The 24,120-nt window shown below is 38.5% G+C and carries 26 protein-coding genes and 1 other annotated feature; of the genes, 2 read left to right on the forward strand and 24 right to left on the reverse strand.

Going from position 1 to position 24,120, the window contains the following annotated elements; genetic code table 11:
• Positions 1–256: 256 nt before the first annotated feature.
• On the forward strand, positions 257–1,141 hold the full coding sequence (locus tag A5888_RS06320; protein WP_086350245.1) for a hypothetical protein: 885 nt from the start codon (positions 257–259) through the stop codon (positions 1,139–1,141).
• 58 nt (positions 1,142–1,199) lie between these two features.
• Here the strand turns inward: A5888_RS06320 and A5888_RS06325 are convergent, their stop codons facing one another.
• The 22 genes from A5888_RS06325 to A5888_RS06430 all read right to left on the reverse strand — a co-directional run bounded on the left by A5888_RS06325 (position 1,200) and on the right by A5888_RS06430 (position 20,897).
• The gene (locus A5888_RS06325) at positions 1,200–2,045 is read right to left on the reverse strand and encodes a MetQ/NlpA family ABC transporter substrate-binding protein (RefSeq protein WP_086350246.1); all 846 of its coding nucleotides are present in this window, start codon (positions 2,043–2,045) and stop codon (positions 1,200–1,202) included.
• An 18-nt stretch (positions 2,046–2,063) separates the two neighbouring features.
• A complete protein-coding gene (locus A5888_RS06330) occupies positions 2,064–2,750 on the reverse strand; it encodes a methionine ABC transporter permease (RefSeq protein WP_086350247.1) in 687 nt (228 codons plus the stop codon).
• Positions 2,743–3,777, reverse strand: coding sequence for a methionine ABC transporter ATP-binding protein (locus A5888_RS06335; protein ID WP_086350529.1), 1,035 nt, complete (start codon positions 3,775–3,777; stop codon positions 2,743–2,745). The genes A5888_RS06330 and A5888_RS06335 overlap by 8 nt, the downstream gene beginning before the upstream one ends.
• A 99-nt stretch (positions 3,778–3,876) precedes the next feature.
• Positions 3,877–4,146, reverse strand: a binding site (T-box leader).
• Positions 4,147–4,206: 60 nt separating this feature from the next.
• Positions 4,207–4,527, reverse strand: a complete 321-nt coding sequence (locus tag A5888_RS06340; RefSeq protein WP_170924851.1) for a glycine cleavage system protein H — start codon at positions 4,525–4,527, stop codon at positions 4,207–4,209.
• Positions 4,524–4,883, reverse strand: coding sequence for an arsenate reductase family protein (locus A5888_RS06345; RefSeq protein WP_170924852.1), 360 nt, complete (start codon positions 4,881–4,883; stop codon positions 4,524–4,526). The genes A5888_RS06340 and A5888_RS06345 overlap by 4 nt, the downstream gene beginning before the upstream one ends.
• Positions 4,884–4,908: 25 nt before the next feature.
• Positions 4,909–6,087, reverse strand: coding sequence for an FtsW/RodA/SpoVE family cell cycle protein (locus tag A5888_RS06350; protein ID WP_086350248.1), 1,179 nt, complete (start codon positions 6,085–6,087; stop codon positions 4,909–4,911).
• A gap of 455 nt (positions 6,088–6,542) precedes the next feature.
• Complete coding sequence (locus A5888_RS06355) at positions 6,543–7,367, reverse strand: peptidoglycan amidohydrolase family protein (protein WP_086350249.1); 825 nt, start codon at positions 7,365–7,367, stop codon at positions 6,543–6,545.
• Positions 7,357–7,602 (reverse strand): phage holin, encoded by a 246-nt coding sequence (locus A5888_RS06360; RefSeq protein ID WP_086350250.1) that lies wholly within the window; start codon positions 7,600–7,602, stop codon positions 7,357–7,359. The genes A5888_RS06355 and A5888_RS06360 overlap by 11 nt, the downstream gene beginning before the upstream one ends.
• Before the next feature lie 2 nt (positions 7,603–7,604).
• On the reverse strand, positions 7,605–7,934 hold the full coding sequence (locus A5888_RS06365; RefSeq protein WP_086350251.1) for a hypothetical protein: 330 nt from the start codon (positions 7,932–7,934) through the stop codon (positions 7,605–7,607).
• A 19-nt stretch (positions 7,935–7,953) separates the two neighbouring features.
• On the reverse strand, positions 7,954–8,913 hold the full coding sequence (locus A5888_RS06370) for a hypothetical protein (RefSeq protein ID WP_086350252.1): 960 nt from the start codon (positions 8,911–8,913) through the stop codon (positions 7,954–7,956).
• 18 nt (positions 8,914–8,931) lie between these two features.
• Positions 8,932–10,407: a hypothetical protein gene (locus A5888_RS06375; RefSeq protein ID WP_086350253.1), complete on the reverse strand. Its 1,476-nt coding sequence runs from the start codon at positions 10,405–10,407 to the stop codon at positions 8,932–8,934.
• Positions 10,404–10,883: a hypothetical protein gene (locus A5888_RS06380; RefSeq protein ID WP_086350254.1), complete on the reverse strand. Its 480-nt coding sequence runs from the start codon at positions 10,881–10,883 to the stop codon at positions 10,404–10,406. Before A5888_RS06380 ends, A5888_RS06375 begins: the two co-directional genes overlap by 4 nt.
• Positions 10,873–11,064, reverse strand: coding sequence for a hypothetical protein (locus A5888_RS06385; RefSeq protein ID WP_086350255.1), 192 nt, complete (start codon positions 11,062–11,064; stop codon positions 10,873–10,875). The genes A5888_RS06380 and A5888_RS06385 overlap by 11 nt, the downstream gene beginning before the upstream one ends.
• A 4-nt stretch (positions 11,065–11,068) precedes the next feature.
• Positions 11,069–11,731 carry a hypothetical protein gene (locus A5888_RS06390; RefSeq protein WP_249274525.1) on the reverse strand — a complete coding sequence of 221 codons (663 nt, stop codon included), beginning with the start codon at positions 11,729–11,731 and terminating at the stop codon, positions 11,069–11,071.
• Positions 11,728–14,310: a phage tail tip lysozyme gene (locus A5888_RS06395; protein ID WP_086350256.1), complete on the reverse strand. Its 2,583-nt coding sequence runs from the start codon at positions 14,308–14,310 to the stop codon at positions 11,728–11,730. The genes A5888_RS06390 and A5888_RS06395 overlap by 4 nt, the downstream gene beginning before the upstream one ends.
• 13 nt (positions 14,311–14,323) lie before the next feature.
• Positions 14,324–15,244, reverse strand: a complete 921-nt coding sequence (locus tag A5888_RS06400) for a hypothetical protein (protein ID WP_086350257.1) — start codon at positions 15,242–15,244, stop codon at positions 14,324–14,326.
• Between the two features lie 126 nt (positions 15,245–15,370).
• Positions 15,371–16,288: a hypothetical protein gene (locus A5888_RS06405; RefSeq protein ID WP_086350258.1), complete on the reverse strand. Its 918-nt coding sequence runs from the start codon at positions 16,286–16,288 to the stop codon at positions 15,371–15,373.
• Between the two features lie 459 nt (positions 16,289–16,747).
• Positions 16,748–17,518 carry a hypothetical protein gene (locus tag A5888_RS06410; RefSeq protein ID WP_086350260.1) on the reverse strand — a complete coding sequence of 257 codons (771 nt, stop codon included), beginning with the start codon at positions 17,516–17,518 and terminating at the stop codon, positions 16,748–16,750.
• A gap of 2 nt (positions 17,519–17,520) precedes the next feature.
• Positions 17,521–18,126 (reverse strand): hypothetical protein, encoded by a 606-nt coding sequence (locus A5888_RS06415; protein ID WP_086350261.1) that lies wholly within the window; start codon positions 18,124–18,126, stop codon positions 17,521–17,523.
• A gap of 245 nt (positions 18,127–18,371) precedes the next feature.
• Positions 18,372–19,454 carry a hypothetical protein gene (locus A5888_RS06420; RefSeq protein ID WP_086350262.1) on the reverse strand — a complete coding sequence of 361 codons (1,083 nt, stop codon included), beginning with the start codon at positions 19,452–19,454 and terminating at the stop codon, positions 18,372–18,374.
• Between the two features lie 254 nt (positions 19,455–19,708).
• Positions 19,709–20,188, reverse strand: a complete 480-nt coding sequence (locus A5888_RS06425; protein WP_339101998.1) for a hypothetical protein — start codon at positions 20,186–20,188, stop codon at positions 19,709–19,711.
• Between the two features lie 232 nt (positions 20,189–20,420).
• Positions 20,421–20,897: a hypothetical protein gene (locus A5888_RS06430; protein ID WP_339101999.1), complete on the reverse strand. Its 477-nt coding sequence runs from the start codon at positions 20,895–20,897 to the stop codon at positions 20,421–20,423.
• A 292-nt stretch (positions 20,898–21,189) separates the two neighbouring features.
• Here A5888_RS06430 and A5888_RS06435 point away from each other — a divergent pair, with 292 nt between their 5' ends.
• Positions 21,190–22,470, forward strand: a complete 1,281-nt coding sequence (locus tag A5888_RS06435; protein WP_086349540.1) for an IS110 family transposase — start codon at positions 21,190–21,192, stop codon at positions 22,468–22,470.
• 325 nt (positions 22,471–22,795) lie between these two features.
• Here the strand turns inward: A5888_RS06435 and A5888_RS06440 are convergent, their stop codons facing one another.
• Both A5888_RS06440 and A5888_RS06445 read right to left on the reverse strand, forming a co-directional pair.
• The gene (locus tag A5888_RS06440) at positions 22,796–23,308 is read right to left on the reverse strand and encodes a hypothetical protein (protein ID WP_339102000.1); all 513 of its coding nucleotides are present in this window, start codon (positions 23,306–23,308) and stop codon (positions 22,796–22,798) included.
• A 226-nt stretch (positions 23,309–23,534) separates the two neighbouring features.
• Positions 23,535–24,029 carry a hypothetical protein gene (locus tag A5888_RS06445; RefSeq protein WP_339102001.1) on the reverse strand — a complete coding sequence of 165 codons (495 nt, stop codon included), beginning with the start codon at positions 24,027–24,029 and terminating at the stop codon, positions 23,535–23,537.
• Positions 24,030–24,120 lie beyond the last annotated feature (91 nt).

Raw genomic sequence — 24,120 nt, forward strand, 5'->3', positions numbered from 1 at the left:
TTGTATATTGAGGAATAAAAAATAAAGTATTTATAAATACAATCGAAGTATAAAACATCTACAGCCAAAATGCAACCCTTTTCATGGAAAATAATGAGTTTACTTTGGCCCTATATGAATGACAATTTTTAATATCTAAATAAAATTTAAATCAAACTTATTATCCGAATAAACTTGCAATATACATCTGTAAACGATATTATTACATCCGTAAAAAACACTTTTTCAAACAAAAAGAATACTAAGGAGCTTTTAAATGAATAACGGTTTAACGAAATTTCTCGACTACGGTGAAGGTGAAATTATTACAGACAATTTTGTTATTAAAGATAATTTATTAAAATTTGATGATTTCACATTACAAATCAGTAACGTTTCACATTTGTATGCAGGAAAAAGAATATTAAAAATACCAAATGTTTTATTCATCATTTTTGTTATCTCATTACTTATTGTTTTTGTACAACCCATTATTGGATTAATCGGTATGGCTCTTTCCGGCTATGGGATATTTCGAATCTATCAAAACTATAGTAATAGTAAAATGTATTTACAGTTCAATCTTAACTCAGGTACAAGCTACTTTATCAATTTTAAGGATGAAGAGTTTCTGGATGAGGTACGCGCAATGATAGAAGCCGCTTTTAATAACAAACACATGTCTTCTACCATAAATGTTGCTGAACAAAAAATTATTAATGGAGATCATCACATCGTACAGGGAGATAATGCGAATATCAACTCAGGTACTCAAAAGGACGCTGTTATTAACTCCCATAATTCTGACAGTTTTAATACAACAGATGATCACTCCTCTGTTACTGTAGGAGATATTCAAAATAGTGCTATCCATTCTTCTTCTTTTGGAAATAAGAACACTATTCAAACAGAAACAGAAATCGATGGCTCTTATAACTGGACAGCGATTGAAGCAGCGTTACAAGCAGTAATCGCAACAATAAAAATTGATTCTCCTGTAAAAGTTGCAAGTGTTGAAGCTTTAGCAGCTGCTCAACAAAGAAATGAGAAACAATTTGAAGTAACTGTTAAGAATAATAAAACAGAATTTCTTTCGGATCTATTCCAAAATACTGCCAGTGGCGTTTTAAGCCAGATTGTTTGTACAATTTTAGGCGTTTAATCATGAAAAAATGAAGCACATCATCCTAGTAATAAAAAAGGTGATGTGCTTCTTCTTATTATTTATCTACCGGTTTAACTGAACCATCCCATTTTTCAAGAATCCAATCTTGGATTTCTTTACTATGCAATGCGTCCACTAGCTTTTGAATTGCTTCGCTTTTTTCATCTTCTGAACGAACCGCAATAATATTTACGTATGGTGAGTTATCTGATTCCAGCAATACAGAGTCCTTCACAGGGTTCAAGCCTGCATTATAGGCAAAGTTCGCATTGATTGCTACTAGCTCAGCTTCGTCATTTTGATACGTTGTTGCTAAAAGCTCTGGATTAATGTCATGAACAAATTTCAGATTTTTTGGATTTTTATCGATGTCTTCAAATGTCGCTGTTTCTAAATCAACACCGTCTTTGACTGTCACTAAATCTGCGTCCTGTAAAATTGTGATGATTCGTCCCCAGTCAGATTCTGAATTTGACGTAATCACTGTTGCGCCATCTTTCAAATCCTTGATATCATCGATTTGCTGAGAATATAAGCCCATTGGTTCGATATGAATACCACCTGCATTTGCAAAATCATACCCATTGTCTTTTACCTGCAGATTGAAATATGGAATATGCTGGAAGTAGTTGGCATCGATTTCCCCGTCAGCCAATGCTTTGTTTGGCAAAATATAATCATCAAATTTCTTGATTTCTAAATTGATTCCTTCTTTTTCTAAAATCGGTTTTACTTGTTCCAAAATTTCTGCATGAGGTGTTGGTGATGCTCCGACTGTCAGAACAGTTTTATCGCCTTCCGAAGATTTAGAATCATCTGTACTGCTGTTTCCGCCCCCACATGCTGCCAAACCTAGAGTCAATGCTGCTAATGCTGCTAAACCTACTAATTTTTTCTTCATACTTGATTCCTCCAATTGTTATCGTTTGTCTGTTCGTTTTGCTAAAAAGTCTCCCACACCTTGAACAATAAAAACTATAAGTAAAATAATAACTGTCGCTACAAATGTAACGGTCAGGTTATTCCGTTGATACCCTTCCTGCCAAGCCAGACCACCTAGACCACCGGCACCGATCGCTCCAGCCATCGCTGTAAAACCGATCATTGAAACCGTCGTTACGGTCAAGCCTGAGATCAAAGCAGGAATACTTTCAGGGATGATCACCTTGCGAACGATTTGCCAATAGCTGGCGCCCATCGCTTCTGCGGCTTCAATAACACCTGAATCCACTTCTCTAAAGGCAATCTCTACTAAACGTGCATAGAATGGTGCTGCTGAAAATACAAGTGCCGGAATCGCCGCTTTAGCGCCCAACATTGTTCCCACAAGCACCTTCGTAAATGGAATCAATAATACCATCAAAATCATAAACGGTGTTGATCGGAAAATATTACTGATGATCGACACAACCGTGTATAGGAATTTGGCATACGGTTTATTGTTTTTCCCAGTTGTATAAAGTAATAACCCCAACACCAAGCCGATGACTAAAACACAAACCATAGAAATCACGGTCATATAAATCGTATCTATAAATGCCTGCTGCAACGTCTCCGTGTTGACTTTACTAAAGTCAAAATATGTTTCTGCAAAGCTCTTATCCACGATGGATCACCTCCACCCCTACTTCTTTTTCTTGGAAGAACGCCAATGTCTTTTCAACTTCAGCCTCATCTCCTGTAAGCATCACAGTCAACGAACCGAAAGCTCCTTCTTTTGCTTGTTGGACCTTGCCGTGAACAACATTAATGTCTACAGCGTATTGACGAATTGCTTGAGAAATGACGGGTTCGTTGGCATTCTCGCCTTTGAAAAGCAACGTTGTTACCAGTCCCTTCGGATTTTCTGCAATCAAATCAGATAACAAATCTTCTAAGTCGTCTTCCGGATCGATTTCTCGCTGGACAAAACGCTTCGTCACTTCCTGCTCTGGATGACGGAAAACTGTTAGTACATCGCCTTCTTCAACAATTTTCCCTTGTTCCATGACCGCTACCTTGTTGCAAATTTTTCTGATGACATGCATCTCATGTGTAATCAAGACAATCGTCAAATTCAACTCTTTATTGATTTCCAATAATAAATCCAATACTTCATCTGTTGTCTGCGGGTCCAGCGCACTCGTCGCCTCATCACAAAGTAGGATCTCCGGGTTATTTGCCAACGCTCTGGCAATCCCGACACGCTGTTTTTGTCCACCAGATAACTGACTTGGGTACGCTTTGCCTCGTCCTTCCAGACCAACCAGTTTCAATAATTCCTCTGCTCTCTTCAAGCGTTCCGCTTTAGGTATCCCGACAAGCTCCAACGGCAACATGATATTTTCTAAAATCGTCCGGGACCACAACAAGTTAAAATGCTGAAAGATCATCCCGATTTTCTTTCTGAAATTACGCAACTCACCAGAACCTAATGCAGTGATATCCATATCCTTGATGACTACCTGACCGTCTGTCGGCAGCTCCAAACCATTCAATAAACGTACAAGTGTACTTTTCCCAGCTCCGGAATAACCAACGATTCCATAAATATCGCCCTTTTCAATCGACAGGGAAACATCATTGACCGCTGCGACTGTTCCAGATTTTCCGGCAAACTCCTTTTTGACATGACGTAACTCGATCAAAGCCATGTTTTTCACTCAACTTTCTCTCTTTGTATTCATTTCAATCATTGAACCTAGACAATAAAAAAAACTTCCATCCTCCTACTGATTATAATACATATCAGTAAAAAGGACGAAAGTATCTCTCTCGTGTTACCACCTTTATTCACGCTCACCTCACGATGATCGCCTTAACCAGTACTTGATACAGATCATTGACCCGTCATTATCGTATACTGCGGTGCTATAACGGGCACTCCCGTAATAAGTTCACTGATTGCTCACTTATTCTGCTCTAAGACCATCTTCCATCACAATTTTGTTACCTCTTTTCAGCTAACTGAGGCTCTCTCTTCAAACATCATTATGGTGTACTCTTCTTTTCAGTGCTTTCTGATTTATCAATTGATGAAATTATAGCAATCGAACGATTGACTGTCAACGATTTTCTGCTGATCACTCAGAAACGTCTTCAAAAATCGCCAACCACGCGTGTGAATCATCTGGATTATCTAACAAACTCGGATCTTTATCTGCTGCTGTGTTGACTTCACGAATGGTTCCAGTCAGTGGACTGGAGAACTCGCTGACAGACTTCTCCGCTTCAAGCTCGACAAAAGAATCGCCTTTCGTTAATTTTTGACCCACCTTGGGCAAAGTCAAAAAGCTGATGCTTCCCAGTTCTTCCTGCGCTTCGTTGGTCAATCCAACTTTATAGCCAACAGCTGTTTTTTCTATCCATAAATAATCAACGACTACTCTGTTGTTCTCACTCATTTTTTGAATGCTCCTTCATAATCAGACTCCTTAAAGCCATTTGAAATGAAGTGGCCATCCTTGATTAAGATCGGACGTTTGTTCAGCATACCGTCTTTAGATAGACGTTCACTTGCTTCCTCTACAGAAAAGTCATTCACGATATCTTTCAGATTTTGTTCTCTATAGTGCCCACCACTTGTATTGAAAAAGCGACGAATCGGTAATGGACTTTCATCCATCCATTGTGTTAACTGCTCTTTTGTTGGAGGCGTTTCTATCATATCAACGATTTCATACTCTGCTCCTGCTGCATCCAGCCAAGCTTTTGCTTTCTTACAGGTTGAACATTTCGGATACCAGAAAAATGTGTACATAAATGATTACCTTCTTTCCAAATAATTAGTCAGCGATCCCCGCTTCTTTTTGATACTTCATTGAAAGAATCAATCCGACACCGATCATATTCCCTAGAATAGATGAGCCCCCCTGACTGATAAACGGCAGTGGAATCCCTGTTAAAGGAAGTAGTCCGATATTCGCACCAATATTTTCAAATACGTGGAAAAGAATCATCATAATGATCCCTGTTGCCAGATAAGCATAAAACTCATTGTTCGTTTCAAAGCAGACACGAATCATTCGATAGATCAATATAAAGTATAACAAAATGATAAAACAACTGCCAATGAAACCAAAATTTTCACCAACAACAGTAAAAATCATATCCGATTCTCGAACGGGAACATAGACATCGCTGACATTGAACCCTTTTCCAAACAATCCACCTGATCCAATGGCTGTGATCGCCAACGCCGGTTGAAATGAACGATTTTGATCACTATGAAATGGATTCATCCACAAATCAATACGCTCAAACTGATACGCTTTAAACCCGATTTTATTCAAAAGGTCTCGGCCGGTATCTGTTGTAACCAGATAAATCATTCCGGCTCCTAGAATCAATCCTGCTAAAAATACCGGTAAAATAATTTTCCATGAAATTCCTGACATTAAGAAAACGCCAGCAACGATTGCAATAAAAACAAGCATTGTACCAAAATCTTTTTGCAACAAAATCAGTACGATAACCGGTATCGCTACTAGTGCCATCTTACCAATCAATAGACCGTCTGTCTTCAATGTTCGATCTCGGTATTTGACGTTGTGCATCGTCACAACATACGCCAGCATTAAAATAAAGGCTATTTTCATCAACTCAGAAGGCTGAAAGGTTGTGCCACCAAAGCTGATCCAGTTTTTCGAGCCAGTTTGCTGTTCCAGAAAGGGGTCATAAAATTTTAACAAGAGCCCCATCATCAGTAAGCCGATCCCATAAAATATAGGGGTCAAACGCCAAAGCAGCTTTGAACTGAAATGCATGATAACAATGATACTGACCACACCGATTAGATACCATAATCCTTGCTTGATCAACATCGAGGCAATCTCAGGTCGGTTTGGGTCATGATCCAACGCTACATATAATGAGAGTATTCCTATCAATGATAATAGAAATACCGGTAAAATCACGCCGTAGTCAATACGGTTATCTATCGTTAATTTTTTTGTTTTTTCCATCCGTCATCCCTTTTCCTTAAATCATACGCTCTTTATTATATCTTCCTTATCGTTGAAAAGAAAGTATGGACTGGAGGATTTCGAAAAAACTTTAACTCCTGTGGATCGCAAATAGGAAACACACAACAATGGAAAGAAGCTTGCGACAGTAATACCTTTCTTCACGTACCCGCTTTCTGAAAACAAAAAAAGAGGCAGAACAACGCTTCTATGAAACGTCACTCTACCTCCCTTTTATTCTTCTACTTAAACTTTGTTAATGCTTCTCTCCTCGTCAAACCATTAAACGAATCCTATTTAGCCAGCTATTTAATAAAAGCTATTCATACAATGTCAGGCTGCCCCATTATTTACAAGTCTAGCTATTCACAAAAAAACTACTTATTAGCGAAGCCAGCCCGAAAAGCTAGAATGGTCTAACAATTGGACATACTTTAAGAAAGTAATAGCTGCTTCTACCCATGAAGCAAATGCTTTTTATCCCAGGCACTCAACCAGACTCGTCCACCATTTCTAAACTGTATCGGCAACCAATAATAGTTGCCACTGCCTTTCTGGCTTGATCCAGCACTGTTCACATTGATTTCAGGAATGATGAAATAACTCCCCTTTTTAGTGACTTGATCCGCGAGTACATTTCCGTTTTTATCAGTCAACGTAATGTCCGCACAAGCAATACCGTTCTCAGTCCAGTTAAATTCCGTTGGGACCAAATAATTACAGCGAACTTGCCAAATGCCATTGACATACTGTAAATCATCCACTTGGTACACTTTATTGCCGCTGGAAGCAGCTGTGTTAGGTTTTGTATTTGTCGCTCCATTTTGAATAGTCGTTTCAACAGCTTTAGTAAAGCGATAAATGGTGACCGTCGGCTTTCCATTATGCGACCATAGTGTGTCATGGTCATTTACCGTAATCCCATTATAGCCATAGTTACAGTGGATCATCTGATCTTTAGAATCAATAAAGATTCCCGTATGTCCTGCTGCTCCACCACTGGCACCACGAGTTCCCCAGATAAAGATATCTCCCCGTTTTACATCGTAATACCCCTTTGAATTTGCAGCTACTTTCTTCCATCCTGCCGCTTCTAAATGCCCAAATAAACTATCTGTATTACCCATCATACCGGTCGGTAGAAAACCACCGGCAACTAAAGCGAAATAGACTGCACTAGAGCAGTCATAGCTGTTGGGACCCAAACGGCTGTTCATGGAGTAAGTGACCTTACCTTGGCGGTCACTCATCCATTTGATCATTTGTTCGCTATTCGCCATCTTCTTTCAGCTCCTTCAACCGCTCATCTGCTTCAATTGCAGCTGCAGTAAAGCTGTTATTTTTCCACCATGCTACTGCAGTAGAACCAATGGTGAATAGCAATGAAATAACTTGGTAAAGATCATTCTCAGCAATATCGATCGTTCCTTTACCAAGAATGGCCAGTACTTGATTGATCAAAGCAAGCATTAATACGATCGTCCGTGCGATTGTTTCTGCTGATACTTGTTTCATGTTCATTTCTCCTTTCGAAAGAGTGTTTTGATTTGCTGCTCATGCTTCACGAGCTTCATATTATGATCAACTAGCTTCTCTTCGTGCGTTTCTAATTTTTCTACAACCTCTGAATGCCTTTCATGCGTCCAATTCGTTTCAGAATCAACGATATTGGAAAGATGTGTGATAGCTGCTGATAAGCTATCCAAATTTTGTTTGATTGGATCGGATATATTATCCTTGATCGCTTGATACGCTCTTTTACTGATCCACATCAGCCACGCACTAAAGGTTCCAAATAAACCGATGATCGTAGCAATTTCCGCAATGGTTAATCCAAAAATCCTCATAGTTCACCAACTTCCTTTTTTAAGCTGTTATATATGTCATACTGATACAGTGAGTATTGCCAACTCTAAAGTTATAGGCGGTGCCTATACTCACATCACTTGTATTGACTAACATAATATCGCCATTTGTTTCAATTGTGATTGCTGTATTTGCATAGATCGCTGTGCTTGGATTCTCAGTAACCATGTTTACAGCGATTTTACTACTTGGAAACAGACTAGTATCAGAGATTCCCCCCACTTTCATAACCGCATTCCTTGAGAATGAAAACGTTTGGATGCTCTCCAAATTTACTTGAAAAAATACTGTCCTAGCTTGTTTTACAACGCTCATTTCTTTAATTGAAAAATAACTTGTTTCATTAAAAGAAACGGCATCCGATTTATCCAAATAATCAGCAGATCCTCCGGAAATAACGATATTTCCTGACCCTAACAGTGCCTCTCCATTGATCGTTTTGATCGTCTCTCCTGAAACCAGGACATCCTGCTTCGAACGAAGGTCTGCCGAAATTCGATCATTATCGATCATGATGTTTTCACCCGCAGTCAATCGGTTCTGCTTGCTAGTCCATTCATTCTTTTCTTCTGTACTTACATGGACATTCTCATCATTTATGTGATTTTTTATTACTTCTGACAAATCATCGATTGCTAATTCTTCTTTCAACGCAGCTTTGTCCAGATTCAAATGAACATCATAGGTACCGCTGCCTGACACCTCTATTAATCCATCACTATTACTTACTAGCGTGGGTTGACCACTTCCACCGCTACCAGCAAGATTTAACTGAATAAATCGAGTACCATCATAGGAAAGTACCCAGACACTGTTATTTGGTAAAATGTAAGCATGGTCTCGGTTTGCCTCCTTTATATCTGATAGACTATTTACTGGGACTTCCCAAAGCCCATCATCACAAAATTCTGGAAAACTAGGTGTAGCTGAATCAGAATTACAAATTACTGGTTTTACCATTTTTCTTCCCTCCTAGCTCTAAATAATTTTTTCAATATACGACAGTAAATGCCATTCCGACATACTCTTATCAAGTAAAGAAACAACCTTATAGTAATTCGATTCTTGTGTCGAACTGTAATGAACGTGAATATAGTGCTCATAGACTGAAAGCTTTGCAGAGCCATAGCCTAATCCCAGGTTATCGACATCTAAAATTGGACTGGTCTCACCTGTATTCAACGTAATCAAAGAACTTGTATTCCCACCTGTCTGCAAAGCTGTTGAGTAAAAGGCAGAAAAGTGATAAGCCACTGTGGCCTGCTCTGTATGGTTGTTCGTCACAGTCAAAAGCCATTCATTTCTGCTTGTTTTTGAAAGATTGACTGAAATATGATCTATATTGGTACTATAGGAAGCATCTTCTAGCGGATTTAGCTTGTTGACGATGAAAACTTTTTCTCCACTGCCACCTGAAATAGTGATGTCACCAGTTCCTAGAACACTTTGACCATTGATCGTTTTGATATTCACTCCTGATTCCAATGTATCTTGCTTCTTACTTAAATCAGGCTTATTTTTGATATACCCGACACTAAGCGGCGTGTCATTCTCCCAATCTGGTATAGCATTACGCAAATCATATTTCCATAAAATCAAGCCACTGTTAATTTTATGAATCGATATATATTTTCCTTGTGGGAAGATACTGGAAAGATCAAATTTATACTCCGTCATGAAATTCCAGCTTTGATAGGTGCCTTTGATATGCTCATTATTGAATCTTACTTCAAAAATATTTGACGTATTTCCTTCCAATCGAATGGTAACAACAGATTCTCCATAGCTATCCCAATCGAAATAACGGACGATCGGCAACTCATGGCTTAAGCCTTCCGCGCGAATCTCTTGGCTATCAGAAATAGTGACATATTCTCCTGCTATCAATGCATTTTGCTTGGCATACCATTCCGCCTTTTCTGTCGCTGTCACATGAATGTTCACATTATTCAGATGATCAGTAACTTTCTGACTATCGGTCGATGAAATAACATCGTCAAGAATCGTGATATTTTCACCAGCTATCAATTTATTTTGTTTATCATTCCATGTTGCTTTTTCTGCTACAGTTACGTGTATATCCCTATCACTAACATGCTGTTTCACTTCATCAGATAGCACATCAACTGCCAACGTATTTTTCAACTTTTCCTTATCTAAATCAAGGTGGACCGCATAGGTGCCGCTGCCCGAAACATTGATTAGTCCATCACTGTTCTCTATTTGCGTTGGTTGTCCACCACCACTTCCTCCTTGTAGATTTAGCTGAATAAATCTTTTCCCATCATGACTCAATACCCAGAGTGTATTATCCGGTAAGATATAGGCATGATCGCGATTTGCTTGTTTGATATCTGATAAACTATCTACCGGTACTTCCCAAAGTCCATCATCACAAAATTCAGGCAAAGATGGTTTTTGTTGGTTGGAATTACATATACTTGGCTGTTTCATTCATTTGTTCCTCCTTTCAATATATCTGCGAAGCAAGCCGCGCATTCGGTGACCTCTACGCCTAAAAATTCTGTTACTGATCGAAGAAACAATTTATTTTTCTTCAAGTAACCGGACAAAAGCTGCTCGTCCATGTCACTAGCTTGCCATGCTTCAAAAGCGGTCATCATTGCGATCCCTAAATGTTTGACCGTACACCATTGTTCTTTATCGCCTCTGCCTCCATACAAATCAAAAAGATAAAGCATGTCCCCACGGCGAAGTTCAGCTAAATCATTGATTACTTCCTTTAAGCTATTGATTGCAATAAACTGCTTTTCCAGTACTTGCTCATTATCAATATCAATCAAGCCATTTTCTAGTTCCGACGTTCGCTTTTCTAGTAGTGTTTTCGCATGCATTTCTGCACTAGCGATCTGGACAAAGCTTCTGATTAGATCCTCTGCCAATCCATCTGTTGAATGTTTATTTTCCATCGGTCTCACCCTTTTTTCTATACTTTGAAACTTCTCTCAACATCAAGTTTTTTTTCGTTTGACGTTCATAGTCAATGGAATCACTTTCCGCTTTGAACAAACTGATTACGGTCTGGTAATCAGTCGGATGATTTGCTAAGTGTGCCTGCATTCGTTTTGCCTTTTCATCGTACTTATTCATACCATCACCTGTTCACATGGGAATATTTCAAATAATTTACCAATGTGGCATTAAATATCCCTTTCCCTTTCAGTTCTACTTTTTTGTATCCCGGAGCAAGAATCACGCCTTGTTGCCAAGGATCCAATAATCCAATGATGTCGAGCAAATCATAATTTTTCAGCCCTACTTCGGGAAATACCCCTTCACCATTTATCCATTTTCCAGAATGTTGGGCTTTCAAAAACGGCGTCACATCAATTCCTTCGATCCATATTTCAAACGCCTCCACTTGACTGGTGACTAGAGAAATACCCGCATCTAATGGGTGATTATGTGGAGGGCTGGTATGGCTGTGAGGATTAGGAGAAATAGCTGTTCCAGTTGTGCTTAAAGAAGTACTGTCCAACGTTACTGACGCCGGGCCAGTTGCACCATTTCCAGCAATAGGCATAGCAAATGATTGGACAATGATTTTGAATTCAAATCGTTCATAATACACAATGTCTGGACTTACTGAGATATAAAAAGTGGCAGGATGATTGGTGTCACCTTGCCGTGTAAATTCCATACCGTAAATATCAACAACCTGATTTCTTCTTTGAAGCTGTCCCTGTCGATTTTCCTCTGTCCGATCAGCCACACGCTCTGCTAGCTTGCCTAATGCAGATTCATAAGTTATTCTCATTGCTGACCACTCTCCCTTTCGATTCTAAGGAATTTTTCTAACGTCAGACTGTTGTGTTCCATACCTGTAGAATCAATCTCGTAACTAATATTGGTAATGTAGAACCAGTCATCCATTGTAAGAATTTTCTTCATATATTTTGAGCACTCCGCTACTATCAGCTGCTGATTATCATAAAGTAATCGTACTTTATCTCCGACATTGATATCTTCGGGCAACTCTTCGACGGTAATACTAATTTGATAGCTGCGTCGCGATTGCTTTAATTTTTTTACCGCTGCATCATACGCTGTTTTAGCCGCCTGTACTCGGTCTTCATCTGTAATCGTCTCTTCCTCTTGTTCTGTGTTGAATGGTGCTAAATCATTAAATGAAAAGGAACCCTCGATCGCTTTTCCAGACTCCAAAGCAATGCTCTCTGTATCGATCACTGAATATTCTAAATTAGTATTTGGTGCCAGCTTACTAAATTCAATATAATCATAGCCACGCTCATTATTGATGTTCTTTTTCAAAATCACTACTGGAAATTCCGGGTATTGACCAGCTTTGTCTTCATACATTTCCCGTAGACTCATGCTAGACATACCAGAATCTGATTTTTCTCCATAAACAGTAGCCATATTGATAACATGGGAAAAATCGTGAGTGATTGCAGGTTCAGAAATAATTCGAATATTCTGTCGTGAACTTGGTTTTGTAGAAAAAATATAAGGCTTCTTCTCACCAAAAGAGCCGATTTCTACTGCTCTGCCAAAATGAAAACCCACACGCCAAAACAGATCTGAAGTCAATTCACATGTTTTCTTCAGGCCTTCCAACTTATTCTGTCGACTGTATACATAGTCAACTACTCGCAAAGCAGAATCTTGGAGATAATTCACATTCCAGCCTGGGTAACGAAAATCCAGCGTACTGTAAATATCATTGACTGTTCGATTTTTCGCTGCTAAATTCGTTGAAATCTGTCGATATTCCCATTCAGAAATGACATGTGCCAAACTGACAGATAATGTTTCGTTCTCTTTATCCAGTGAATAGTCGGTCACGATTCCATGAAAGACTTTTTTGTTGATATAAAGCTTGATTTCTTCCCGACCATTAATATAGTCGATATAGTCAATTGGAAGAGTGATTTGAGTAGTGGGAACATACATTAGTTCATTGCTCCAGCTAAGGGTATTTAAAATTTTTGTCCCTCGTTTGATCACCTTACCGCCTTCCAATATTTCAAAAAAGAATTTAGTATTGCTTTTAGCATAAGGGTCGATATCAATATCAAACGCTTGCTCAAAGATAATTATTTTATCAAAAATAAGCTCATCGACCGCCGAGCCATTTGACCGAATCCCTTTTACATAAACCGCTGTATCATTTGGAACTGCGATGCTGACATCAAAACCGGAATTTTCGACCCCAATCACTTTAGGATGTTCTTCCTTTACATCTGGTCGAAGAACGATAGGTGCTTCGACGCGCCCAAGCTCTTCATCTGTTTCTGCATTGATAAAAACAATGGTTTCATTTGCCTTATCAGAGCTAAAATGCCATCCTTGGGCGACGACTTTTCCTTCCTTAATACCAAGAAAATCCAAAGAACCAACATTCGTCATCGTTTCAAAGCTTTCAAAATCATCAAAATCAGAAGGCAAATCACTTAAGAAATTGTGCCAACGCTTTGCTGCATCGATTCGCCTCTGATGATGTTCAGTACCTGCTCGCTCAAAATTTTTCAGAAAAGCTGTTGTTGCTTGTTCTACATCCCCAACATTCTTGAAGCCTTCAACCGACTTTGGTTCAACGGCTCCAATCCACTGACCATTGAACATACCCCAATCGATCAAACGGCTTTGTACTTCCGCACTCGTATAATCACCACTGATTCCAGCTGCTCGAAGCATATTCTGAACATAAGCACGACCATCCCTAGTTAAAGGAGGAACAACTGCTGTACTGGAACCATCCCATTGAACCAATCCATAAGCCGCTCCATTTTTCTGATCGGTATCGGGATCCATCGTTCCTCCCGTCTCAACATCAATATTTCCTAAAATACCTGCAATCGAAATGAAATTATAGCCTAACCCATTCAATACATCAGCAACTGCCCACGCTCTCTTTTCCTCTGGAGTCTTCACCTTTTCAGCTACTGGAACACTACCTGAAGCCGTTGTATTGCGATATACTGTTGCCGGCGGATTCCCGCTATAATTGCGACTGGCTGCGTAATTATCAATCGAAATACCATTCGACCCATAATTACAGTGAATAATCGAGGTGCCATCTACAAAAATACCGGTATGGCCGGCAGCCCCTCCTGAAGCACCTCGACTTCCCCAGACAAAAACATCGCCTCGTTGCGGACTATTTACTTGTTTCCAGCCACTGTTTTCCAGATGACCAAAGAGTGTATCTGTATTTCCCATCGTTCCAGCAGCTAAAAATTCACCGGCAACTAAAGAAAAATAGACAGCCGAGCTGCAGTCATAGCTAGCTGGCCCAAGTCTACTCGCCATGCTGTAAGTCACTTTTCCTTTTCTTTGTTCCATCCAGTTGATCATTGCCTTAATACTTGCCATCTTTATCAGCTCCTTAAATATACGGCGGTAGTGCTACTCGATTATTATTTACAAACTCAATTTGGACATTTGCCCGATCATCCAAGGTACTTGCTGTATTATCATTGAACACTTCACAAAACTGGATTTTACCGCTGCTAGTGCCTGGTGTAACGACACCATTCATGCTAATCGGGATCGTCTTATTGATCGAATCTGTAAAGCTTGCCATTGCATTATGTGTTCGCTGATATATCTGAGTTTCGCTATCATCTTTAACATAGAGATTGATTACAAATGTATTCACGCCACTGACATTATCTGTTGTGTAGCTACATGTATTAATAGTCACACTACGAATCTGCCATTTTGCGTTCAATCCACTTTGCTGTCCCATCCCAAAATTCACTTTTCCAGTCACCTGACCTCGGCCTAAACGCTGCGTATAAGAAGCATTTAGCCAATCAGACCAAACAAACACAAAGTTCCCTGTACTTCGATCGATCGATACACTCATGCCAGGCGTTGAATACTCTATTTGGTAATGGCCGTTTACTTCCCAATTTTGCGCTGCCAATGCATCCAATGCAGCCTCTACCTTTGCCATTTTTTCCCACAGCTTATTGATTGAATCTTCTAGCTCATGGATTTTCACCCATTGGCCACATTCACTACAAATCATCGCTTTATTAAGCAGCTGAAGGTTTGTCATCAATTTAGACATAAATTCTTTCCAATCACAGACATCATATTCAGCCAATGTATCTCCCAACGCACCAAGCAAACAATCATTTAGATCATTTAAATCTTCACAGTTATTATGCAAAACAGGTAATTTAGGATTTAATCCCGTATCCTTCTGCAAACTGTTGCATTCTCTATCGGTAATCCCATTGATAATAAAATTTGCGGCATATTCTTTTAAGTTTTCACATGCTTCACAATGTTCAGCCATTTTTTTCTCTCCTTTTCTAGGTCTCTTCCAACGATCTCTCTACTAAATTACTTATTCCATGAAACGTGCTCTTTGACTGTTGTTTGACTAAGAATAGAGACACGTCACTTATTTATTGAATAGAGTTTATATATATGGAGGAACCGAAGTTTTGTTATTATTGATAAATTTGACTTGACCATCTACAATGCTGCTCAACACTAAGCCTTGATCTTTAAAGGTAAAAATCTGTAGCCAGCCAGTGTCTTGCCCTGGTCCCAAGCTTCCATTCAAATTAATGGGGATCGTTTTATTAAGAGTATCGGAAAAGCTGGTCAAGCTGTTATGTGCTCGTTCATATTCCAAATTCCCACCATTAATTGTTGGCACGTAGAATTTGATAACAAACTCTAAGCTGCGAACATTTAACGTCGTATAAGACACATTACTCAAGGTCACACTTCGCACTTGCCATTTCGCAGTCATTCCATTTTCCTGAGTCATCCCAAAATTGATTTTCCCAGTCAATTTCCCGCGCCCCATAGGGTTTGTGATAACGCCACCACTCATATCCCAATCCGTCCAATTAAATTCAAATTTTCCAGAACGATCGATAGTAATATATAATTCGGGCACCTGCTCTTGAATCACATGACGAGCATCGACTTCCCAGCGTTGAGCGGCCAAGGCATCCAGTGCTTCCTCCACCTTAGCCATTTTCGCCCATAATTTATTGATCGAATCTTCTAGCTCGTGTAACTTGATCCATTGGCCACACTCACTACAGATCATCGCTTTTTGAAGGGTGTATAGATTAGCCATCAGCTCGGCTGCATACTCTTTCCAATGACAGAAATCATAGGCGACCTGTTTGTCATGCAATGACACAAGTAAGCAATCCAACAAATCATTTAGATCCTCGCAATTGGTGTGCAGAACATCTAAATCCGGATTCAATCCTGTGTCATTCTGTAAGCTTTTACACTCCTTATCCGTCACACCATCCGTGAGAATAGTTGGTGCATATTCCTTTAGCATTCCACAAGCGGAACAATAATCAGCCATTCATTTCATCTCCTTTTCCTACCAGAACTTCCTGCTTTTTTAGTTTAGAAGTTCCTTTTTTATTTCTACAACTATGGTAAATAGACAAGAGTATCTCAATTCGCCCTTTGATAAGAATCTCATCAACCAATCTGTCAACTCTAATAAAAAAACAGAAAAGAACAATTTCGTTTCTAACGAAATTCATCACTTTTTCTGCGAAATAATAGTTGATACGTTTTGGATAGAGACAAATAAACACCTCTGGAAATATGCTTCCCAGAGGTGTGTTATACGAATCTTGATTCATTTCTGTTTCAAATATGGCAATCATTAATACTCGCTGCCTATTTCTTGATACTACTATTTTATAACGAAAAGCGAGTCAAAAAATCCGTCTTTCGTTCAGACAGTCTCCACCAAAATACTATTAATAGAAGTTTAATGGAGGCACCTTAAATATGGCATCTATCGTCTGCATCACTCGCCATATATTGATTGACCCTTCCAACGACCAGATTTTCTTATTCGCGAGGTACCAACATTATCTTTACCGGCTTGCGAATAGTTCATCAATGGTATTTCCTGCCATATTCCACCTTTGCGAATCATCCAATAACCTCCGGGATTATTTAACGATTTCCATTTCCCTGACTTTCGAATGGCCATTGGTCGAAAAGCGGGCGGATTAGGGTTATACAGTACAAATCCCGTAACAGTAGTAGAATTGGGATACTCGCCATCAGGATAAGTGATGTTCACTTCTAAAGCCGTTTGCGTTGCCCGAGATTCAGGTGGTATTGTTACAACAAAGGTTTGTGGCGCTCCTGCGCCATTCGTAAATTCATCGATTGTTGAACCGTTGAACGAATAAACTCTGACACCATTGATCCTTATGTCGTAGATTACTCTGAATCCAACAGGGGCAGCATAATCACTTCGTCGACCGGAAAAACATAAAGGTGTAACCGTCACATTGGCAGTTATCGAACCATCCGTATTTTCCGTTTCATTGTTGACAACTACTTCCTGACCAAAAAATCGCGCGGATGCCCAAGGAACGGTTCCCAGGTTCTGACCGTATTGAATATACACGTTATCAGAGTTGATGCTGTAGAAATAGTTTGAAGAATCCAAGCCATCATACCACCAGTTTGATTTTGAATAATTCAAATACCAAGGAGCTACAGCATTCCCCATTGACTTTGAAGATACGTTTGATGATAAATAAAATTGTTTTTCTAATGCCATGGTCATTCACCACCATTGGAATTTTCTAACTCAAGCATGATCTCTTCTCGAAGCTCTTGCTTAAGGCTCTCTTTTAGCTCAGCTAGCAATGCAGCATTGATTCCGCCTGCTAGATCATTTTCAGTTTTGTTCTTATTCGTCTTGATCCAATAATTCCCATCAAGAGAACCACCAAACAAGTTGATATTACCTCCGGCAATCCCCATACCTGGTTTGAAGTCGCCTTCCAGACCACCTTCCCAAACACCGATTTCTTTTAGCTTGTTGATGATCTTGATCAAAGCATCAGTGAGTTGATCGATCGCAGTCCATTGGCCACAATCCGAGCAGATCAGTGCCTTGTTCATAATCATTTGATTGTTGATAAATTCTTCTATGAATTTTTTCAAATCACAGATATCGTAGGCTGGTAAATCTTCCTGTAACCCTCCAATCAGGCAGTCCAGCATATCATTTAAATCCTCACAGTTTGTGTGCAGAACATTTAAGTCAGGGTTGAGTCCAGTGTTATTCTGCAGACTCTTGCATTCTTTGTCTGTTATTCCCTTAAGCATAAAATCTGGTGCGTAGCCTTTTAAATCTTCACACGCTGAACAATAGTTTGTCATTTGTCTCTCTCCTTCGTTTATTGCTATCTATTTATTTTTATTCCTCTAAAACCAATCTGCTCTTCTCCAATAGAGTGACTTGCTTCCATTTGTTGGCATCACACTTACATCGAAACACTCGCTTAGTTTGTTCCAAGCGGCCACGTCTATTGGGTTAGAAAGCAGAAAAGGAACAAGAGCTGCAACCGCTCTTGTTCCAACATTCATTTTTATCCTTTGACATTGAACGATAGTAAATTTACAGCTTAAATCGTCAGTCTATCCACTTTTACATAGACACATGTCATCTTACAGCATTCATTCGTTTCTACGATCAGTCCGTTCATTCCATGATGAACATTGAATCCAAACGTATTTCCTTCTGAGATAACTAGCTGGTTGATATCGATCATTACTTCCGGACAGCATTTATCTGCCAAATAATAGATATCTCCACTTTCGGTCAATGTCAATTTCCCATTGTATTCGCCTAAAATCTGCATTGAATTTCCATTTAGTGTAATTATCGGATCTATCACTGAACCAATCAACGTGATTGTGATTCTGTCACTATCAACTGTTGTATCACTATAGAATTGACCGGCAATAATATCTTTACAACGTTCTTCCTTACAAATTTTATGTCCAAGCATTTTTTCTTCATCCCAGATTTTTTTCCCGGCTTCACAATTATAGATGATCCGATAGCTGTCCCCGCAGTGACTATAGAAATTGAGCGCGACTTCCTTTTTCAGCTCACAAAGAGAATGCTCTGCCTTGAGAAATTCGCATTCACAAAGACATTTCGCGCATGGCTCCTTCGCTGGTTTTGAACAAGAAACACAGCAATCTTGGCACTCATCCACCTCACGAAAATCCAGACACTCGGCAAAATTACACGCACTATAGGGCTGAAGAAAAACCTTTTTCGAGTCGGCCTTATGCCAAATCCCTTCATATAATACAAAATCTAAATCAATATTGACAACATAGCGTTCAGTAGAATACGTTTCACTATAATCCTTCACAAACGCATTGGTCCATAGCAGCTGATCCCCTTCTATCGCCCAAAGCTTTCCGGCGTGCATAATGTTCATAAATACATAATCTTTATAAAATTTTTTCTGTTCACAATCTAATTTTCTAGTATCCAATTTTAGCGTCATACTCAATGACTGCTCTGTAGAAAAATGCTGCCGCGACTTGAATGCAGCATAGCTCCCATGACCAAAACTGTATTCTACAGTCCCGTTCTTGAACCCTCCACCTAAATCTGCGGATTGCAGCATTTCATAATTATCGATCACAAGGTCATTAAATTGGACATATTTTCTTGTTAAAATTGTCATATCCTTCTCCTTTCTTAAAAAGGGTTTATTCAAAATCTTAAGAAAAGCAAAAAGACTGTTCCTCGAAGCAGATCCAAAGTAGCAACGATGGAAAGCAACACTTCCATATATCCAACTATCTTCCGTTCTTCCTAAAACAGCCTCACCTTATTGTTCTATCTTTAGCGCAAACACTATCGTTTCACTTATCTAGTAGCAAAACTACTAATAACAAAAGGAACAAGAGCAGTTGTAGCTCTTGTTCCAAGTTTCAGTTATTTGTTATTATCGTAGTACCATTGAGCGAATTCTAATAGCTCTTGATCTGAATATCCTAGGCTATCTAGCACTTCTGCAAGTTTATCAATATCACTATTACTATCTATCGTAGATTCTACTAACTTTTTCTTTTTTATTTCATAAAACAACCGATCTTGCTTTTCACCACTAATTTTTCCTTTTAGTTCAAGAACTACTTTATAAGTTTCATTGTTACTCTCTTTGAATTCAAACAATAATTCAAAGTAATCATAATCGATGCTCTTTTCCCTAGTCATTGTAACATCGCCAGCATAATCACTATACTTAATTTCTACACCCTTCTCATCTAAATCCTGTTCCATCTTCTCATTATCTTTATTAGAAACTTGCTCCGTAGAATTATTCTTATCGTTCGCATTGTTACCTTCCGATTTACAGGCTGATAACCCAACCGCTATGGTAACTACTAATCCCAACAATATTACTTTCTTCATTTTATTTCCTCCTTTTTACACAACTATTCGTAGTTTAGCATAAAAAATTTACTTAGAGGAAATTAATTTTTATGGAAATGAGTAGAAATAACAGCTTGAAGATTATGAATATAGAAAAGACACATGAATAACCTAGGTTAAGTGATATCAGAAAACAACAGTTTCATTGTCAAAAACTTTTCGAGAAAAGAAAAAACAAGAATCAAAAATAGATTCTTGTTCCAAACATCTACTATTCATTAGTATCATAATACCACCTAGAAAATTCCAACATTTCTTTATCAGAATAACCTAGGCTATCTAACACCTCAGCTAGCTCATCAATATCACTATTGAGTGTAGAGTCCTCCACAATTCTTCCTTTACTCACTTGATAATACAATCTATCCTTAGATTCTCCACTAATACTACCTTTAAGATCAAGTGTTATTCCAAAAATTTTATCTGTATTACCATCAAAATCAATATACAGTTCAAAATACTCATAATCCGTACTTTTCTCTCTAGTAAGAGTTAGATCAGTTCGAGTAGTGCTTATATCAATTTCTACACCCTTCTCATCCAAATCCTGTTCCATCTTCTCATTATCTTTATTAGAAACTTGCTCCGTAGAATTATTCATATCGTTCGCATTGTTACCTTCCGATTTACATGCTGATAATCCAACCGCTATGGTAACTACTAATCCCAACAATACTATTTTCTTCATTCTAACCTCCATCTCGACTCGCTCCGCTCATCGAGTCAAATAGTAATGAAAACTGATGCGGATTTCAGTTTATAATGGAACTAGGAGAGGCACACTACAAAGCACGGTGAGGTAAGTTGTAGGAAACCTCCGGTTTAAACCAGTATTCTAACCAGTGTAAGGCCAGGGCATTCAAGCACAAATGAGTGGAACGTTAGAGTCCGCACACTAATCATTGTTTTAACAACTTCTGTTAAATGCTGCCCCGGCCAGTCACTGCCTCTCCGCTACTTATAGAAAGGGGCGAAGAATCATGAAAGTCGTTTATCCCGTTTGTTGTGGTATTGATGTGCACAAAAGCTTTTTAATAGCTACCGTCATCACCACGAAAGCTGGCGAATTAACGCCGCATTATCAGAAAAAACGATTTTCAACTTTTAACAACCAGATTCTGGCATTGAAAGACTGGCTGTTAGAATGCAAGTGCTACGATGTTTGTATGGAAAGTACCGGTAAGTACTGGGTCCCCGTTTCCAATTTGCTTGAAGACGTGATGAACGTCACGATTGCGAACCCCAAATGGGTTCGTGCAGTAAAAGGAAACAAAGATGATAAGAAGGACTCCAAATGGATTGCCGAACTATTCCGTATGGGATTGGTAAGAGGCAGTTTTATCCCTGAAAAAGATGTTCGAGTCTTGCGTGAGTTTACTCGTTATCGGACCCGATTAGTCAGTCATCGTTCTAGCGAGAAAAATCGACTTCAAAATGCCTTTACCGTTGGTAATGTTGCCATGGACTCTGTAGTTTCTGACATGTTTGGTGTCAGCTCTAAGAGAGTCCGAGATTATTTGATTTCAAGTAAAGCGTTTGATCCGAATCATGTGCTCGACTTGCTTCATGGAAGCATGAAGCCTAAAGGACAGGAGCTCATCCAATCAATTGAAGGTTACTCTTTTACAAATGAACAGATTATTCGAATTCAACTGATTGAAGAACACAAAACTTACCTTGATCACTCGATTAGCTTCCTTGATTACCTATTGGACCAAATGGTTGAACCCTACGAACCAGCTATTCAACTACTAGAGACGATTCCAGGGATTCGTCGCCAATCAGCTATCCAAATTATTTCTGAAATTGGCATTGATATGTCTCAGTTCTCACAGTCAAAAAGATTATGTTGCTGGGCAGGACTTTCTCCTAGTAGTAATGAATCTGCTGGTAAAAAGAAATCTGTCCGCATCTCTCGAGCTGGCGTTTATTTAAAACCAACACTTGTCCAGTGTGCTCACGCTGCGGTAAAAGCGAAAGAGAAGCATCCCTATTACCGTTTAAAATATGAGCGTATTTATAAACGACGAGGTAAAAAGCGCGCGATCATCGCAATCGCTCGGATGATGCTTACAGCTATTTACCATATGCTTTCGACTGGAGAAGTTTGGAATCCGACTGACTTGTATAAGATTGACATGCCAGACAATCTTATTCAAAAGCAGAAAGATAAAGCTCTTAAACAAGCAACCAAACTACTCATTTCAGAAGGTTTATTACCAGATGATTTTGTTAGAAAAGACTTAGCACCACTCATCTAAATAACTTTTTTATCGTCGGACCTGTCGTTTTTGACGTTTATTTGGTGTGCGCTTTATTTATTGGACTGCTTCTTATCCTAGATGGATTAGTTTTCACACTATTTCCTCCTTTTTACACAACTATTCGTAGTTTAGCATAAAATTTTTACTTAGAGAAAATTAATTTTTAAGGAAATGAGTAGAAATAACAGCTTGAAGATTAGGAATATAGAGAAAACGCTCGAATAATCTGGGTTGAGTGATATTGGAAAACAACAGTTTCAATATTAAAACTTTTTGAAAAAAGAAAGAACAAGAGTATTTTTACTCTTGTCCCGAGTTATTATTATTTATTACTATTCCAATACCAGTTGGCAAATTCTAATATTTCTTCATCCGAATAACCAATACTGTCCAAAACATCTGCTAGAGAATTAATATCGGTGTTCATATAAGAAGATTCTACAATTCGATTTTTATTTACATCATAATATAGTAAATCCTTCTTTTTACCATCGATATTACCTTTAAGTTCTAACTGAACCTCCATGACTTCATCAGCTTTTTCACTAAACATAAACCTCATTTGAAAACAGTCTGAATCAATACCTTTTTCTCGGGTGAAATATAAGTAACCATATGTGCTACTCAACATATAATCTATGCCCTTATCACTCAAATCCTTTTCCATTTTCGACATTTTCTCTTCTTCTTTAGTAGCTGAATCTTCTGTACTTTCTTTTGTACTTTGTTCATTTGTTGAAGCAGAACTTTTCTCTGTTTTGTTCCCATTTGATCCACAAGCTACCAAAGTCAGACATGCACCTATTGTTACCAAAGTTAATGCTACTTTTTTCATTTTATTTCCTCCTTTTTACACAACTATTCGTAGTTTAGCATAAAAAATTTACTTAGAGGAAATTAATTTTTAAGGAAATGAGTAGAAATAACAGCTTGAAGATTATGAACATAAAGAAAATACATGAATAATCTAGGTTGAGTGATACCAGAAAACAACAGTTTCATTGCCAAAATTTTTTTGAGAAAAGAAAGAACAAGAATGTTTTCATTCTTGTTCTAAACCATTACTCTTTATTATCATGGTACCATTGAACAAATTCTAATATTTCTTGATCTGAATAATCCAGCTCTTCAAGAATATCAGCAAGCTTATTGATATCAGTGTCCGAACCACTTTTCTCAACTATTCTTCCCTTACTTACACTAAAATACAAAGGATCCTTATCCTTTCCATCAATATTTCCTTTTAGTGTGAGCCTTATTTCAAAAATTTCGTTTGGATTACTTGTAAAGACAAACTTCAAATTGAAATAATCATAATCCATACTTTTTTCTCTGGTAAACCATACATAGCTATGATCACTACCAAATTCAACCTCTACACCTTTTTCACTCAGGTCTTCTTCCATTGCTTCCATCTTCTTATCTTCTTTTGAACTAGAATCTTCTGTACTTTCTACAGTTGAACTGGAAGCTGTTGATTTATTCTCGCTAGTGCCACAGGCTGTCAAAGCTAGACATGCACCTAATGTTACCAAAGTTAATACTACTTTTTTCATCTTATTTCCTCCTTTTTCACACAACTATTCGTAGTTTAGCATAAAAAATTTACTTAGAGGAAATTAATTTTTAAAGAAATGAGTAGAAATA

Origin of the sequence: Enterococcus sp. 9E7_DIV0242 (assembly GCF_002140975.2) — a bacterium.
GTDB classification, from domain to species: Bacteria; Bacillota; Bacilli; order Lactobacillales; family Enterococcaceae; genus Enterococcus_L; species Enterococcus_L clewellii.

Excerpts from the sequence above, each read along its gene's own strand:
- A5888_RS06320 (WP_086350245.1), top strand. The coding sequence starts at position 257 with ATGAATAACGGTTTAACGAAATTTCTCGACTACGGTGAAGGTGAAATT.
- A5888_RS06325 (WP_086350246.1), bottom strand. The coding sequence starts at position 2,045 with ATGAAGAAAAAATTAGTAGGTTTAGCAGCATTAGCAGCATTGACTCTA.
- A5888_RS06335 (WP_086350529.1), bottom strand. The coding sequence starts at position 3,777 with ATGGCTTTGATCGAGTTACGTCATGTCAAAAAGGAGTTTGCCGGAAAA.
- A5888_RS06340 (WP_170924851.1), bottom strand. The coding sequence starts at position 4,527 with ATGAGTGAGAACAACAGAGTAGTCGTTGATTATTTATGGATAGAAAAA.
- A5888_RS06345 (WP_170924852.1), bottom strand. The coding sequence starts at position 4,883 with ATGTACACATTTTTCTGGTATCCGAAATGTTCAACCTGTAAGAAAGCA.
- A5888_RS06350 (WP_086350248.1), bottom strand. The coding sequence starts at position 6,087 with ATGGAAAAAACAAAAAAATTAACGATAGATAACCGTATTGACTACGGC.
- A5888_RS06355 (WP_086350249.1), bottom strand. The coding sequence starts at position 7,367 with ATGGCGAATAGCGAACAAATGATCAAATGGATGAGTGACCGCCAAGGT.
- A5888_RS06360 (WP_086350250.1), bottom strand. The coding sequence starts at position 7,602 with ATGAAACAAGTATCAGCAGAAACAATCGCACGGACGATCGTATTAATG.
- A5888_RS06365 (WP_086350251.1), bottom strand. The coding sequence starts at position 7,934 with ATGAGGATTTTTGGATTAACCATTGCGGAAATTGCTACGATCATCGGT.
- A5888_RS06370 (WP_086350252.1), bottom strand. The coding sequence starts at position 8,913 with ATGGTAAAACCAGTAATTTGTAATTCTGATTCAGCTACACCTAGTTTT.
- A5888_RS06375 (WP_086350253.1), bottom strand. The coding sequence starts at position 10,407 with ATGAAACAGCCAAGTATATGTAATTCCAACCAACAAAAACCATCTTTG.
- A5888_RS06380 (WP_086350254.1), bottom strand. The coding sequence starts at position 10,883 with ATGGAAAATAAACATTCAACAGATGGATTGGCAGAGGATCTAATCAGA.
- A5888_RS06385 (WP_086350255.1), bottom strand. The coding sequence starts at position 11,064 with ATGAATAAGTACGATGAAAAGGCAAAACGAATGCAGGCACACTTAGCA.
- A5888_RS06390 (WP_249274525.1), bottom strand. The coding sequence starts at position 11,731 with ATGAGAATAACTTATGAATCTGCATTAGGCAAGCTAGCAGAGCGTGTG.
- A5888_RS06395 (WP_086350256.1), bottom strand. The coding sequence starts at position 14,310 with ATGGCAAGTATTAAGGCAATGATCAACTGGATGGAACAAAGAAAAGGA.
- A5888_RS06400 (WP_086350257.1), bottom strand. The coding sequence starts at position 15,244 with ATGGCTGAACATTGTGAAGCATGTGAAAACTTAAAAGAATATGCCGCA.
- A5888_RS06405 (WP_086350258.1), bottom strand. The coding sequence starts at position 16,288 with ATGGCTGATTATTGTTCCGCTTGTGGAATGCTAAAGGAATATGCACCA.
- A5888_RS06410 (WP_086350260.1), bottom strand. The coding sequence starts at position 17,518 with ATGGCATTAGAAAAACAATTTTATTTATCATCAAACGTATCTTCAAAG.
- A5888_RS06415 (WP_086350261.1), bottom strand. The coding sequence starts at position 18,126 with ATGACAAACTATTGTTCAGCGTGTGAAGATTTAAAAGGCTACGCACCA.
- A5888_RS06420 (WP_086350262.1), bottom strand. The coding sequence starts at position 19,454 with ATGACAATTTTAACAAGAAAATATGTCCAATTTAATGACCTTGTGATC.
- A5888_RS06425 (WP_339101998.1), bottom strand. The coding sequence starts at position 20,188 with ATGAAGAAAGTAATATTGTTGGGATTAGTAGTTACCATAGCGGTTGGG.
- A5888_RS06430 (WP_339101999.1), bottom strand. The coding sequence starts at position 20,897 with ATGAAGAAAATAGTATTGTTGGGATTAGTAGTTACCATAGCGGTTGGA.
- A5888_RS06435 (WP_086349540.1), top strand. The coding sequence starts at position 21,190 with ATGAAAGTCGTTTATCCCGTTTGTTGTGGTATTGATGTGCACAAAAGC.
- A5888_RS06440 (WP_339102000.1), bottom strand. The coding sequence starts at position 23,308 with ATGAAAAAAGTAGCATTAACTTTGGTAACAATAGGTGCATGTCTGACT.
- A5888_RS06445 (WP_339102001.1), bottom strand. The coding sequence starts at position 24,029 with ATGAAAAAAGTAGTATTAACTTTGGTAACATTAGGTGCATGTCTAGCT.